The sequence below is a fragment of the Lysinibacter sp. HNR genome, assembly GCF_029760935.1.
Taxonomy (GTDB): domain Bacteria; phylum Actinomycetota; class Actinomycetes; order Actinomycetales; family Microbacteriaceae; genus HNR.
This window is the reverse complement of sequence record NZ_CP121684.1, coordinates 2,069,021-2,082,539: the sequence shown is the minus strand read 5'-3', so window position 1 is coordinate 2,082,539 and position 13,519 is coordinate 2,069,021. Positions and strand designations below refer to the sequence as shown.

The 13,519-nt window shown below is 54.9% G+C and carries 13 protein-coding genes and 1 other RNA gene; 8 read left to right on the top strand and 6 right to left on the bottom strand.

Going from position 1 to position 13,519, the window contains the following annotated elements:
- Positions 1–64 precede the first annotated feature (64 nt).
- The gene (locus FrondiHNR_RS09405; RefSeq protein WP_279352514.1) at positions 65–1,453 is read right to left on the bottom strand and encodes an aspartate aminotransferase family protein; all 1,389 of its coding nucleotides are present in this window, start codon (positions 1,451–1,453) and stop codon (positions 65–67) included.
- A 2-nt stretch (positions 1,454–1,455) separates the two neighbouring features.
- A complete protein-coding gene (locus FrondiHNR_RS09400) occupies positions 1,456–1,923 on the bottom strand; it encodes an Lrp/AsnC family transcriptional regulator (protein WP_279352513.1) in 468 nt (155 codons plus the stop codon).
- A gap of 120 nt (positions 1,924–2,043) precedes the next feature.
- On the opposite strand from FrondiHNR_RS09400, the gene FrondiHNR_RS09395 reads away from it, so the two are divergent.
- The 5 genes from FrondiHNR_RS09395 to smpB all read left to right on the top strand — a co-directional run bounded on the left by FrondiHNR_RS09395 (position 2,044) and on the right by smpB (position 7,265).
- Positions 2,044–3,480 carry a gamma-aminobutyraldehyde dehydrogenase gene (locus tag FrondiHNR_RS09395; RefSeq protein WP_279352512.1) on the top strand — a complete coding sequence of 479 codons (1,437 nt, stop codon included), beginning with the start codon at positions 2,044–2,046 and terminating at the stop codon, positions 3,478–3,480.
- 127 nt (positions 3,481–3,607) lie between these two features.
- On the top strand, positions 3,608–4,729 hold the full coding sequence (gene prfB, locus FrondiHNR_RS09390) for a peptide chain release factor 2 (RefSeq protein WP_279352511.1): 1,122 nt from the start codon (positions 3,608–3,610) through the stop codon (positions 4,727–4,729).
- A 76-nt stretch (positions 4,730–4,805) separates the two neighbouring features.
- Positions 4,806–5,777 (top strand): cell division ATP-binding protein FtsE, encoded by a 972-nt coding sequence (ftsE, locus tag FrondiHNR_RS09385; RefSeq protein ID WP_279352510.1) that lies wholly within the window; start codon positions 4,806–4,808, stop codon positions 5,775–5,777.
- Positions 5,774–6,688 (top strand): permease-like cell division protein FtsX, encoded by a 915-nt coding sequence (gene ftsX / locus FrondiHNR_RS09380; protein ID WP_279352509.1) that lies wholly within the window; start codon positions 5,774–5,776, stop codon positions 6,686–6,688. Before ftsE ends, ftsX begins: the two co-directional genes overlap by 4 nt.
- Before the next feature lie 100 nt (positions 6,689–6,788).
- Positions 6,789–7,265, top strand: a complete 477-nt coding sequence (gene smpB / locus FrondiHNR_RS09375) for an SsrA-binding protein SmpB (RefSeq protein ID WP_279352508.1) — start codon at positions 6,789–6,791, stop codon at positions 7,263–7,265.
- Positions 7,266–7,303: 38 nt separating this feature from the next.
- Here the strand turns inward: smpB and FrondiHNR_RS09370 are convergent, their stop codons facing one another.
- Together FrondiHNR_RS09370 and FrondiHNR_RS09365 are read right to left on the bottom strand one after the other, a co-directional pair.
- Positions 7,304–7,588, bottom strand: coding sequence for a DUF1049 domain-containing protein (locus FrondiHNR_RS09370; RefSeq protein WP_279352507.1), 285 nt, complete (start codon positions 7,586–7,588; stop codon positions 7,304–7,306).
- Between the two features lie 184 nt (positions 7,589–7,772).
- Positions 7,773–8,123: a hypothetical protein gene (locus tag FrondiHNR_RS09365; RefSeq protein ID WP_279352506.1), complete on the bottom strand. Its 351-nt coding sequence runs from the start codon at positions 8,121–8,123 to the stop codon at positions 7,773–7,775.
- Positions 8,124–8,410: 287 nt separating this feature from the next.
- Between FrondiHNR_RS09365 and FrondiHNR_RS09360 the strand changes: the two genes are divergently transcribed.
- Complete coding sequence (locus tag FrondiHNR_RS09360; protein ID WP_279352505.1) at positions 8,411–9,304, top strand: ankyrin repeat domain-containing protein; 894 nt, start codon at positions 8,411–8,413, stop codon at positions 9,302–9,304.
- Between the two features lie 80 nt (positions 9,305–9,384).
- Here the strand turns inward: FrondiHNR_RS09360 and ssrA are convergent.
- Positions 9,385–9,756, bottom strand: a transfer-messenger RNA (tmRNA) gene (ssrA, locus tag FrondiHNR_RS09355).
- Between the two features lie 302 nt (positions 9,757–10,058).
- Between ssrA and FrondiHNR_RS09350 the strand changes: the two genes are divergently transcribed.
- The gene (locus tag FrondiHNR_RS09350; RefSeq protein ID WP_279354525.1) at positions 10,059–11,318 is read left to right on the top strand and encodes an amino acid deaminase/aldolase; all 1,260 of its coding nucleotides are present in this window, start codon (positions 10,059–10,061) and stop codon (positions 11,316–11,318) included.
- On the top strand, positions 11,315–12,628 hold the full coding sequence (locus tag FrondiHNR_RS09345; protein WP_279352504.1) for a D-arabinono-1,4-lactone oxidase: 1,314 nt from the start codon (positions 11,315–11,317) through the stop codon (positions 12,626–12,628). Before FrondiHNR_RS09350 ends, FrondiHNR_RS09345 begins: the two co-directional genes overlap by 4 nt.
- Here the strand turns inward: FrondiHNR_RS09345 and FrondiHNR_RS09340 are convergent.
- Entirely contained in the window at positions 12,625–13,479 is an 855-nt protein-coding gene (locus FrondiHNR_RS09340; protein WP_279352503.1) for an SDR family oxidoreductase, read from the bottom strand. The genes FrondiHNR_RS09345 and FrondiHNR_RS09340 overlap by 4 nt on opposite strands.
- Between the last annotated feature and the right edge of the window lie 40 nt (positions 13,480–13,519).

Sequence of the window (13,519 nt, the reverse complement as noted above, 5' to 3'; positions counted from 1 at the left end):
GATAGAAACTTCCACGAGTCTCTACCCCACACCCTGACCAACTTTAGACGGTGAAGATTATGCCCTAGATTTTGCTCCAGCCCTCGGTGAGTACCCCGCGGAGGATCTGCTCGATCTCTGCAAACTCTTTGGGACCGATGGTCAGCGGCGGCGCAAGCTGCACAACGGGGTCGCCACGGTCGTCGGCGCGGCAGTAGAGTCCTGCATCGTAGAGTGCGCCCGAGAGGAAACCGCGCAGCAGTCGCTCTGCCTCGTCGTCGTTAAAGGTTTCCTTGGTAGCCTTGTCCTTCACCAGCTCAATTCCAAAGAAGTATCCATCGCCACGGACGTCACCAACGATGGGGAGGTCCAGCAGCTTTTCCAGCTCTGCGCGGAAGAGCGGAGAGTTTTCCTTGACGTGATCAGTCAGTTTTTCCTCTTCGAAGATGTCTAGATTCTCCAGAGCTGCGGCACAGGAGACGGGGTGACCACCGAATGTGTATCCGTGGTAGAAGGTTTCGTCTCCGCTGGCAAAGGGCTCGTAGAGTCGATCCGAGATGATGGTTGCTCCGAGAGGGGAGTATCCACTGGTGAGCCCCTTTGCGCAGGTGATCATGTCGGGGACATAGCCGTAGGCGTTGCAGGCGAATATCTCACCAACGCGTCCAAAAGCACAGATGACTTCGTCGCTTACCAGCAGCACGTCGTATTGGTCACAGATTTCGCGTACACGCTTGAAGTATCCGGGAGGGGGTGGGAAGCAGCCACCGGAGTTCTGTACGGGTTCAAGAAACACCGCCGCCACCGAGTTGGGTCCTTCGGCGAGAATCTGCTCCTCGATACGGTTAGCCGCCCAGAGGCCAAAGGCCTCGATATCGTCGCCGTGTTCGGGTGCCCGGTAGAAGTTGGTGTTGGGAACGCGGACGCCTCCGGGGGTTAACGGCTCAAACATCTCCTTGATATCGGGCAGACCGGTAACTGCCAGGGCACCCTGTGGGGTTCCGTGGTAGGCAACCTGGCGTGAAATGACTTTGTACTTGCCGGGCTTTCCCATGAGCTTCCAGTACTGCTTTGCCAGTTTGAATGCTGTCTCAACGGCCTCGCCTCCGCCCGTGGAGTAGAAAACCTTGTTGAGGTCGCCGGGTGCGTAGTCTGCAAGACGGTCAGCCAGCTCAATGGCGGCCGGGTGAGCGTAGGACCACAGCGGCATGAACTCAAGCTGTTCTGACTGTGCGGCAGCGGCCTGCGAGATACGCTTGCGTCCGTGCCCCGCGTTAACAACAAAGAGTCCAGCTAGTCCATCAAAGTACTTTTTGCCGTTAATGTCCCAGATATGGTGGCCCTCGCCCTTGACGATGAGGGGCACGTTGCTATTGTCCGCCGTGGATTGGCGAGTAAAGTGCATCCAGAGGTGGTCTTTTGCCTTTTTTTGCAGCGAATCGTTATCGCCGGGCTGTTGTGGATTGTATGACATAGTTATCGAGTTCCCCAGTCGTAGTGTTGTTTTCTGAGTTCGAGAAAGACAAAGGTTTCAGTGGACACGACTTCCGGTAGAGACCGTATTTGAGAGTTTAATAGGTCAACTAGGTGGGAGTCGTTCTCGCAGACGACCTCAATCATGATGTCGAACGATCCTGCCGTGAGTATGAGGTAGCTTACGGAAGGGATCTGCGCGAGACGGTCGGCAACTTTCCGGGTATCGCCTGTCACACGAATACCGATGGTGGCTTGGCGATGGAACCCCAACTGGAGGGGGTCCGTGACAGCAACAATCTGCATCACCCCGGCTTCAGTGAGTTTTTGTACGCGCTGACGAACAGCAGCCTCGCTTAAACCCACAGCTTTGCCAATCTCAGCGTATGAGCGCCGACCGTCCACCTGGAGCTGCTCGATGATCGCCTTTGAGGTCTCATCAAGTGTTAACGGTTTTGTTTTCGGACCCATAACGCGATTCTCGCACTTAAAACATAATTTTGCAAAGGAATTCGTTGATTAAGCGTGTTGATTATGGCTATCTCGACCGGAATATCTGGTTTTTTCCTAGAAAATGTTTAGTATTGGGACATGACTTCAAAAACATTGCAAAATTTTATTAACGGGGAGTTTGTCTCCTCACGTTCAGACGACACCTTTCAGGTCATTGATCCCTCAACCGAGGAGGTGATAGCGCTCTCACCCGTTTCCAATGAAGAAGACGTGAACGCTGCCTTTCGGGCTGCCGACGCCGCTTTTTCCACCTGGGGTGAGTCAACACCCGCCGAGCGTCAGCTAGCGCTTTTTCGTATAGCCGACGCCATGGAGGCGCGCATAGAAGAATTTGCAGACGCGGAATCGCTTGATACGGGCAAACCCCGGGCATCCATTATCGAAGATGAGATTATCGCGTCGATTGACCAGATTCGCTTTTTTGCGGGGGCCGCACGCGTCCTTGAGGGACGCGCGACCGGTGAGTATATGAACGACCATACTTCAAGCATTCGTCGCGAGCCCATCGGGGTTGTCGCCCAGGTGACCCCGTGGAACTATCCGCTCAACATGGCGGTGTGGAAGATTGCTCCGGCCCTGGCCGCGGGAAACACAACCGTGCTGAAGCCCTCGGATACCACCCCGCTCTCGACCCTGCTACTCGCGGAGGTTGCCGCTGAATTTCTGCCTCCCGGCGTCCTCAACGTGGTGTTGGGTGACCGCACCACGGGTAACCTGATGGTGGAGCATAAGACACCGCAGCTGGTGTCTATTACCGGTTCTGTGCGTGCGGGAATTGAGGTGGCAAAGACCGGTTCCGAAGACCTCAAACGCCTCCATCTTGAACTGGGTGGTAAAGCGCCCGTAATCGTTTTTCCCGATGCCGACCTTGATCAGGCGGTCGAGGGTATTACCGCCGCCGGATACTTTAATGCGGGTCAAGACTGCACTGCAGCAACTCGACTGCTCGTGCACGAGTCTATCCACGATGACTTTGTCGCCAGGCTGGTGGCCTATGCGGCTCAGAACGCTAAGACGGGTGCGCCGCACGAAGAGGGCATACTCTATGGCCCACTTAACAATGCCGGTCAGTTTCAGCGGGTAAGCGCGGTGGTCGATAACCTTCCGGCACACGCCAGAGTGGAGCTGGGTGGCAAACGTCAGGGCACGCGGGGATATTTTTATGAGGCAACGGTGGTGACCGGGCTGCGACAGGATGACGATGTGATCCAAAATGAAATCTTTGGTCCCGTGATCACCGTGCAGTCGTTTACTGATGAGGTCGAAGCCCTGAGACTGGCTAACGGTGTGAATTATGGACTAGCGTCTTCGGTGTGGACAAGAGATCACGGGCGGGCACAACGATTTGCCAAGCGTCTTGACTTTGGCGCGGTGTGGATTAACACGCATATCCCGATTGTTGCTGAGATGCCACACGGCGGTTTTAAACACTCGGGTTACGGCAAGGATCTGTCAATGTACGGTTTTGAAGACTACACCCGCATCAAACATGTGATGAGCTATATCGGTGAGTAGCGCCGCCGGCTAAACCGTGCCGCTGTGGCTTTTGTTTGCCTCGGGGTATGCCGTGATGGAAGAGTGATCACCCTCCGGTTCTCCCGGGGCGGACGTGCTGAGCCTGAACCTGTAAGCTGTACAGACCATGTTAGATTTTGATCTTTCCACCCAGATTGGTGCGTTGCGCTCCACGTTTGCAGACATCACCGCGGTGATCGGCGTTGAGAGGCTTGTGAAAGAGATCTCGGATCTTGAGAAACGGGCCTCCGCGCCGGACCTGTGGGATAACGCCGAGGAGGCTCAGCGGGTAACCAGTGATCTGAGCCATCGCCAGGCCGAGTTGAAGCGTATCCGTTCCGTTGTAGAACGCCTTGACGATCTGGAGGTCTTAGTTGAGCTCGCAAAAGCTGAGGACGATGAGGCATCGGCACAGGAGGCGCAACATGAGCTGGGTGAGATTGAAAAGGTTGTGAGCGACCTCGAGATCCAGACGCTACTGGGCGGTGAGTACGACCCGAACCCCGCGGTGGTCACGATCAGGGCGGGCGCCGGAGGAGTGGATGCTGCTGATTTTGCCGAGATGCTCTTGCGCATGTACCTTAGATGGTCGGAGCAGCACGGGTACTCGGTGCGGGTGCTAGACACCAGCTATGCGGAGGAGGCCGGTATTAAATCGGCAACCTTCGAGGTGGATGAGCCCTATGCGTTTGGCAAACTTTCGGTCGAGGCTGGGACTCACCGTCTCGTGCGGATGAGTCCTTTTAACTCTGCGGGTAAGCGTCAAACCAGCTTTGCCGCCGTGGAGGTTGTTCCACTGATTGAGCAGGCTGAGAGCATTGATATTCCCGAGAATGACATTCGCATCGACGTTTTTCGGTCGAGTGGACCCGGGGGACAATCGGTGAACACCACCGACTCTGCCGTGCGGATCACTCACCTTCCCACCGGGATCGTGGTGAGCTGTCAGAATGAGAAGAGTCAGCTGCAAAACCGTGCCGCTGCCCTGCGTGTATTACAGTCGCGCTTGGTGCTTCAGATGCGCGAAGAAGAGAACGCAAAGAAGAAAGAGCTCGCGGGGAACATCACGGCTAGCTGGGGTGACCAGATGCGTAGCTATGTGCTTGCCCCATATCAAATGGTGAAAGATCTCCGTACTGAGTACGAGGTCAATAACCCGCAGCCAGTTTTTGATGGTGATCTTGACCACTTCATTCAGGCGGGTATTCGATGGCGTTCGCTCAAAAATCTCGAAGCGCAAAAGGCCTAACCTTTCTCTGTGGATTGTGTGTGGTGCCGCGCGTCGCTTCGTGAAACGGCGAAGTGGTGCATAGGATTGTGCCGACATGATTTGGTTTGATAACGTCTCCAAGAAATACCCGGGCACCGCAAAGCCGGCGCTCTCAGACATTAGCATCCGTATAAATCGCGGAGAGTTTGTGTTTTTAGTGGGAGCCTCAGGTTCGGGTAAGTCCAGTTGCCTCCAGCTCATCCTCCGTGAGGAGCGGGTGACGGGTGGTTCAATTAACGTGCTGGGCCAGAACCTCAGTTCGATCTCTAATCGAAAAGTGCCGTATTTTCGTCGCAGTCTGGGCGTAGTCTTTCAGGATTTTCGCCTACTGAACAATAAGACGGTGTATGACAATGTTGCGTTTAGCCTGCAGGTTATCGGAAAGTCTCGAGGCTTTATCCAGGAGGCAGTGCCCGATACGCTTGAGCTGGTTGGTCTTGGAGGTAAGGCAAAACGGATGCCGCACGAACTTTCTGGAGGCGAGCAGCAGCGCGTTGCCATTGCTCGCGCTTTTGTGAATAATCCTCCTATTTTGTTGGCTGATGAGCCCACTGGAAATCTTGACCCGCAGACAAGTCTTGGCATTATGAATCTTCTGAAGAGCATTAATGCCAGGGGAACCACTATCGTGATGGCAACCCATGAGGCCGGTTTTGTTGATCAGATGCAACAGCGTGTTATTGAGCTTTCCGGGGGACAACTTGTGCGAGACGAGCGCGAGGGTGGATACGGTGTAACTGCCGCCGTCCCACTTATAAAAGAAGGATTAGAAAACGCTGCACCGCATATCCCGGTGCAGTCCGACCTGCCATCGGCCGGATTCTCTCAGGCCGGTGGTGACGTCTCTCGCGAAGAGGCACAGTCTGTTTCTCTGGGTGCTACTGAGGCGGAGCAACCGCACGTGAAACCGGCAGACCCCACTGTAGATTCCGGTATTTTGGCTGATACGGCGGCGCTGGCAAAGAGACTCCGACTTGATGCTGACCCGGATGGGGACGAACAGCAGGATGTGGGGCCGGTTCGATGAGATACGCGCTTGTTCTGAAAGAGGTTGGACAGGGGCTTCGTCGTAACCTTTCTATGGTTGTGTCTGTTGTTCTTGTGACCTTTGTGTCGCTCACGTTTGTTGGCGCTGCGATTGTGATGCAGATGCAAATATCGCAGATGAAAAGCTTCTGGTACGATCGTGCCCAGGTTGCCGTGTACATGTGTACCGAGGTATACAATTCACAGACTTGTGCGGGGAGTGACGCCACCCCCGAGCAGGTGGAGAACGTTCGGAGTATTTTGGAGTCGGACGCGCTTGCGCCCTTTATCGAGGATGTTACCTTTCTCGATAGAGATGCTGCTTTTGAGGCTTTTTCGCGGGAATTTGAGGGTAACGCAATTGTTGATATTTCCTCCCCGGCGGATATGAACGAGACTTTTTGGATCAAACTAAAAGACCCCTCCCAGTCGGCGGTCATCAGCGAGACTCTCTCAAATATTTCCGGGGTGCAGAGCGTCTCGGACCAGAGAAGTCTTCTGGACAGAATTTTTAACGTGTTGAATGCCGCCAGCTACACCGCACTGTCGATTGCAGGCCTGATGTTGGTTGCGGCGGTTCTTTTGATCTCTACAACAATTCGTCTATCCGCGTTCTCACGCAGGCGAGAGATCGGTATTATGCGTTTGGTGGGTGCATCAAACCGTTTTATCCAGACTCCCTTCATTATCGAGGGAATTATTTCAGCACTGATTGGTGCCGTTCTTGCAAGCCTAGCCACTGTTGCAATTGTTGAGTTCTTTGTGCAGGGTGTCTTAGTAGAGACGCTGCCTACCTTCTCCTACATTTCGACGCTTCAATCTTTGGTTATCCCGCCCATACTTGTGGCATTGGGTATATTGCTCTCGGGGCTGGCTGCAAAGGTTGCAATTACGCGCTACCTGAGAGTATAGAGCGTCCTTTTTGAGAATCTGAGGTCCGCACTGTGTTAGTGTTATAGGCTGCCCGAGCTACGTTTGTTTCGGGTTACCATCACATACAGGAGATATAACCATGCCTAAGGAACGTGGCGAGATTGTTGTCGCGACCAATCGTAAGGCTCGCCACGACTATCTTATTGAGGATACCTACGAAGCGGGTATGGTTCTATTCGGTACCGAAGTAAAATCGCTGCGGCAGGGTAAAGCCTCGCTCGTGGACGGGTACGCCTACATCGACAATAACGAGGTGTGGCTCGACAACGTTCACATCCCCGAGTACTTCAATGGGACCTGGACCAACCACGCTACTCGTCGGAAACGTAAACTGCTTCTACATAAACAGGAAATAACCAAGCTGTGGCATAAAACCCGTGAGGGTGGCTATACGATTATTCCTCTCAAGCTGTACTTTAACGACGGTCGTGCCAAGGTTGAACTTGCCGTAGCGAAGGGTAAGAGAGAATACGACAAGCGTCATGCCCTGCGTGAGCGTCAGGATAGGCGTGAGGCCGAGCGCGCGATAGCTACACGGAGCAAACTAGGCGAATAGGAGATCTGGGTTACATCGCTTCTGTATCCGCGCTCCAGTTACTTCTTGTGACTGTCCTGTCGGGCTTTTTCTCGACTGCGGGCAAAAGACACTCCCGCGATTGCGCCCGTCGCAAAGAGGACAAGCAGAAGAACCCACACCGGCGCTGAGATCTGTATCCACAGCAGTGAAATGTTGATGCTATTAATAATGCCGATATTTTGGATCAGCAGTACAACCATGAGCGCCGTTACGACGATGCCAAGCCAGCGGTTTTTCAACCAGGTGAGAAAGCGGTTGCCTCGAGGTGTGGGTTGTGCATTGGGCGAGGTGTGCGTGCTCATGGTGTTCTCCTCACTGAGGATTCGTGGGATCTGTGCCTTAATACTAACCCTTTGTGGTCGATAGGATCAGTGCTGTGTTGTTGGTTGAGGCCTGATTGTGCCGTGTCCCACCGGCTGCTTGCTACTCAATGCTCTCGACGAGACTCTGGGTGTCATCGAGAGCACGTCTGCCGCGAGTTTGCGCCTACCACACGACCGCAATAACAATGTTTGCGATTGTGAGCGCTCCGATGGCTCCGATGACACCCGTGGCAACCTTCTCTTTTTTGCGGTTAACAAAGATGAGAACCATGATGGCAATAAGAATCGCAAGCTTCACGGCGATCTTCACATGGTTAACCGTTCCATCGCCCATCTCGGCGACGCCCACGAGTAGGATGCCGGTAACAAGCATGGTGAGAGCGCCGTGGAACATAGCGGGGTTAATAACCGCGGTGCCCAATTTGAGCTGTTTCATCTGGGTGAGGAAGCCTCCGAGGAGTGCTCCGATGCCGATGAAATGAAAAATCACAAGAATATTACGCAGGATCTCCATACCCTCGATGGTACGCAATATCTGAGAAATGAGCTAATTAGGTTCCCCTGTGTGGGGGATGGAAGCGTCCAATTTTACATGATAATTGTGTTGGGAAAGACTACTGGGTAGTGAGCCGTAATTTTGCTGATGTTCCTTTATTAGCGGTGTCATCCAGAGGGATGAGAAGACTTTGGTCGAGTAGAGGAGGAGGACTCCCTGGCCCGGTGGATGTGCTTTTGGCCGGTGTTGAGGCACACTGGGTTAAAGTTTGAGCATCGGCGTGTTGCCCCGGAGAAAAGAGAAGCATGAGCCGCTACACATTATTTTTTGCAGGAGTCCTGGTGGCCGCCTTCGCCTTGACGGGGTGCTCTGTTCCGCGGCCCCTGAGTGCTCCCTCGTCGGCTCCCTCGAGTCCGACGCCCTCGTCCCGGGCTGTTGTTACCGAACCAGAACCTGATCCAGGTCCGGTTGTTCGAGAGGATCTCGTGGGGCTTTCAATCGAGGAGCTTAATTCAAGACTGATCCAGGCGGCCTGGGCTAACAACGTTGCAGAGGCAGAGCAGCTTATTATCGCGGGCGCGGATGTGAACGCAAAGGATGACACCGTTCAGAGTGCCTATCTCATTTCCACCAGCGAGGGCTATCTAGACTTCTTGAACCTCACTCTTGCCAATGGTGCAGACGTGGCGAGCCTTGACTGGTACAACGGTACCGGTCTTATTCGGGCGGCTGAGCGTGGCCACGCGGCTATTGTGGGGCGTTTAGTTCGGGCGGGGATTTCCCTTGACCACGTGAACAACCCGGGCTGGGTGGCCCTTCATGAGGCTCTTCTATTTGCAAAAGCCACGCAGGTTGAAGCTTATCAGGACACCGCGCGGGTTCTTGTGGCCGCGGGGGCAAATCTTGAGATTCCTGCCGTGGGGGATGGGGAAACTCCACTCCGGATGGCGCAACGGCGGGGCTTGCAGGTGCAGGAAAACCTCATGAACAGGGCTATTACCGCGCCGGTGAATTCGGTAAATGCTCAGGCTGAACTGATGCGTGCTGTCGAGATTGGTGACCCCAACCTTGCTGCGCTTGCGATTCGTGCTGGGGCTTCGGTGACACAGCCCGATGCCGGGGGGCGTACCGCACGAGAGATTGCCGCGGCGGGTGCGCACGGTGTAACCTTGCGTTTGATTGAGAACCTTGGTGGTTAGCGAGCCTCTTGCGGTGAGTAACCACACACTGAGTGTGGTTACTCACCGCAAGGGTTTCAATGGTGTGTGATCGAGTGACCCAGTGGAGCTGCCGGGAATTGAACCCGGGTCCGCTACTGTGATTCTAGGCCTTCTACGGGCGTAGCCTGTGAGAACGTTCTACTCGGCCCCGATCTTTGTCACAGGCACCTAGATCGACGAGCCCAGCCTCAGTAAAAGTCCCGATAGATCCTGAGACTCGATCTACCAGCAAGCTCCCTTAACGACGCCAGAACACGGGGCGGAAGCAAACCCGGTCTGACGGACTTTCTACTCTGGCTTAAGCAGCGAGAGCGAAGTCGGTGCGCTTAGAATTGGCACCTATTGTTTTGCACAGATCGTTAACGAGATAACTGTGCATCCTCGACCCGCTTCTCATAGTTTCGCAGGTAACGTCGAAACCGATCAGCCCCTGAGTGAATACACGAGGTATTCGGGATAAGGGTCATAAATCACACGCTATTGAATTGTTATGCCAGAAAATCTGGGCAGCTATTAACCATATCTCGACCGAATCTTATCGTCAAGATGAGGGTGGGAAAATGGGTCTGTTCCTAGAGAGCAAGCATTACTTTTCTGGAGCTAGGCGGAATCATTATGAATGATATCTAATCTTTCTTGATGATGTGTTCTGTAGGCATAGGAAAAAGATGGTAGGCTCGTGCCCGTCAGAGCGGAAGGGGCTCGCATGGGCGTGAGGAACACAACTCTTGATATGACGCCTGCTCCCCGGGGTGGCGAAGAGGTTTGGAAGACGCCAGAGATTTTCTGGCCACAGCTCTCAGCGGCTACCGATCGGTTGGACACTCCGCTGGCGGTTATTCATCTCCCAGCGCTGCGCCACAACGCTCACGATATGTTGCGGCGGGCCGGAGGGAAACCGATCAGGGTCGCCTCGAAATCTGTTCGAGTGCGCTCGGTGTTGGACGGTGTACTGGAGCTTCCCGGGTACTCAGGGGTGCTTGCATATACGCTTCCCGAGGCCCTGTGGCTCGCGGAGGGTGATTCAGCACATTCTCCTATCGAAGATGTGGTGGTGGGTTATCCGACCGCTGATCGAGAGGGAATCCAGCGTCTTGCAGGCTCAGCGGAACTCGCGGACCGTGTCACGCTCATGATCGACTCGCTTGCCCAGCTTGATTTTATCGATTCGATCGTTCCTTCCTCTCGACGGGAAACTATTCGAGTGTGTCTTGAGCTTGATGCCTCGTGGAAGGCTCCTCTTTTGGGCCATATCGGTGTTTTTCGATCGCCGCTACACGAGCCACGGGGGCTGCGCGAGATGGCGGAGCAGATTATACATCGGCCCGGTTTTAAAATCGTGGGGCTGATGGGATACGAGGCTCAGATCGCGGGACAGGGAGATAACTCTCCAGGACGTCCGCTAAGAAGCATAGTTGTGCGTTGGATGCAGCAAAAATCGCGCGAAGAACTGCTGGCCCGCCGGGCGGAGGCCGTGGCGGAGGTTCGTGAGTTGATCGATCTGGAATTTGTTAACGGTGGCGGTACGGGTTCTCTTGAGTTCACCGGTGGTGATCCGTCGGTAACAGAGATTGCGGCGGGTAGCGGGTTGTTTGGTGGGCACCTCTTTGATACCTATCGCGGATTTACCCCGGCACCCGCCGCGTCCTTCGCGCTTTCGGTGGTGCGTCACCCTAACGGCAAGACCGTAACGCTGCTCGGTGGGGGATGGGTGGCTTCTGGCCCGCCCGGCGTGGATCGTCTTCCTCGTATTGAATGGCCGGTGGGCCTCTCGATGGTTCCGCGAGAAATGGCTGGCGAGGTTCAGAGTCCGCTTGTTGGCGAGTCTGCGCATGCCCTGAGCATGGGAGATCGGGTGTGGTTACGTCATACAAAATCCGGTGAGCTGAGTGAACACGTGAACGAGTTTCAGGTAGTAGAGGCGGCCTCTGGGGGCATGCGGGTGGCGGGCGCTGTGCCCAGTTATCGAGGTGAGGGAAAAGTATTTTTATGAGGACAAAGGATAGAACCTGGCGTAACTGGGGGAGAACCGTATCAATTGTGCCCACCCGGGTGGAGCATCCCGTGAGCGTCGAGGAAGTGCAGCGCACCGTTGTGTTAGCAGTTGAGCGGGGAATGCGGGTCAAAGCCATCGGCTCCGGGCACAGTTTTACCGATATTGCGGCAGCCCCGGATGTACAGCTCAGTCTTGACGGACTGAGTGGTGTTATTAGTGTGGATGCGGAGCGTAGCAGGGTAACTCTTGCAGCGGGCACGCCTCTACATCAGTTATCAAAGCTCCTGCAGCCCTATGGGCTTGCGCTACAGAATATGGGTGATATTGATCGCCAGACCCTCGCTGGAGCCACCTCAACAGGCACCCACGGCACGGGTGGTTCTTTTGGTGGTTTGGCCACTCAGATTGTCGCCCTCACGCTGGTGGTTGCTAACGGTGAGAAGTTACGCATCAGCGAGACCGAGAATCCGGATCTCCTCCCCGCCGCTCGTGTTGCTCTGGGCGCCCTGGGCGTGATCACCGATCTGACGATTCAGTGTGTGCCCGCTTTTCTCCTCCGGGCCGTTGAGCGACCCGAACCTCTGCAACAGGTTGTAGAGAGCTATGTGGAGCGGTCAGCGGATGAAGATCATTTTGAGTTCTACTGGTTCCCCCACACCGAGATTGGGTTGACTAAAACAAACACTCGGCTCCCGCTCTCGGAAGCGCGAGTGCCGCTATCGAAGGTTGGTCGCTGGGTAAACGATGAGCTGCTAGCTAATCAAACGTATCGTGCTGTTTGCGCTCTGGGCGCGATGATGCCCGGCATCGTGCCCCCGGTTAATCGATTTGCTCAGCGGGTTACAGGAAGCCGCAGTTTTACAGATCACTCACCAAACGTTTTTGTGAGTAATCGCGCCGTGCGGTTTCGTGAGATGGAGTATGCATTACCGCGCGAGGCAGTACCCGAAGCACTGCACGAGATGAAAGTTCTCATCAAGCGTCGAGGGTGGCGTATCTCCTTCCCGTTGGAGGTTCGCTCCGCCGCTGCTGACGATAACTGGCTCTCTACCGCGTATGGTCAGGAGACCGGATACATTGCGATTCACCGTTACTATCGCGAAAATCCGCGTGAATATTTTGTTGCTGCCGAGGAAATTATGAAAGCGCACGGCGGGCGTCCGCACTGGGGGAAAGTCCACTTTCGACAGGCCGGATCGTTGCGCGAGGTTTATCCGCGCTTTGAAGACTTTCTTGCCGTGCGTAACCGTCTTGATCCAGAGCGCCGCTTTGAGAACGCGTATCTTCGCCGGGTGCTTGGTTCCTAGACGAGTTGGGCAAGTCCCTCTCGCAGGGGAGTTGTTGGGCGCCCGATCAAACGGCTGAGATCACCCGTGACCAGGGAGAGGAGACCCTGGGCCGCATCCAACTCGAGCCGGGTGAGAAAATCTGCAACCCCCCGGTCTAGTCCAGCGTCAATGAGGCGTTGCGTATAGGTCTCGGTTGAAACCTGCTGGTAAATTACTTCACGGTCAATAACGCTGCTGAGAGCAGCAGCGAGTTCTTCATAGCTCCATGCGACATCGCCCGAGAGTTCGAAAACTGCTCCATCGTGTACAGCGTCTGTCAAGACGATTGCTGCCGCCTCCGCGTAGTCGGAGCGGGATGCGCTCGACACTTTTCCATTTCCGGTGATCCCAACAACAGTGCCCGTTTGGCGCGCTGTGCTGAGATTTCCAGCGTAGTTCTCGGTGTACCAACCATTGCGCAGGAGGGTGTGAGTGACCCCTGAGGAGACGAGGTATTCCTCGGTAGCTTTATGTTCGGGGGCGAGGGTCAGTTGGGAGGTATCAGCCTGCAGGATGCTGGTGTAGGCAATAAATTTCACCCCACTGGTTTTAGCTGAATCAATAACATTTTTATGCTGTGCGAGGCGCTGCCCGATTCCGTCAGAGGAGATGAGGAGCAGTCGATCTACTCCAGCAAGCGCTGCGACTAGCGAGGGCGGGTCCGTATAGTTTGCCTGACGGACGGTGATCCCCTGCTCTTGTAAGCGAAGGGCTTTCCTTGGGTCTCGTACCAGCGCGATGATTTCTGATGCGGGGATCCCGCGGGCGAGGATCTCAGCAATAACAAGAGTGCCAAGCTGGCCGGTTGCGCCGGTGACTGCGAATCCCATGATCGTGTCCTTAAAGATATCTATACGTGGTGATAGAGAG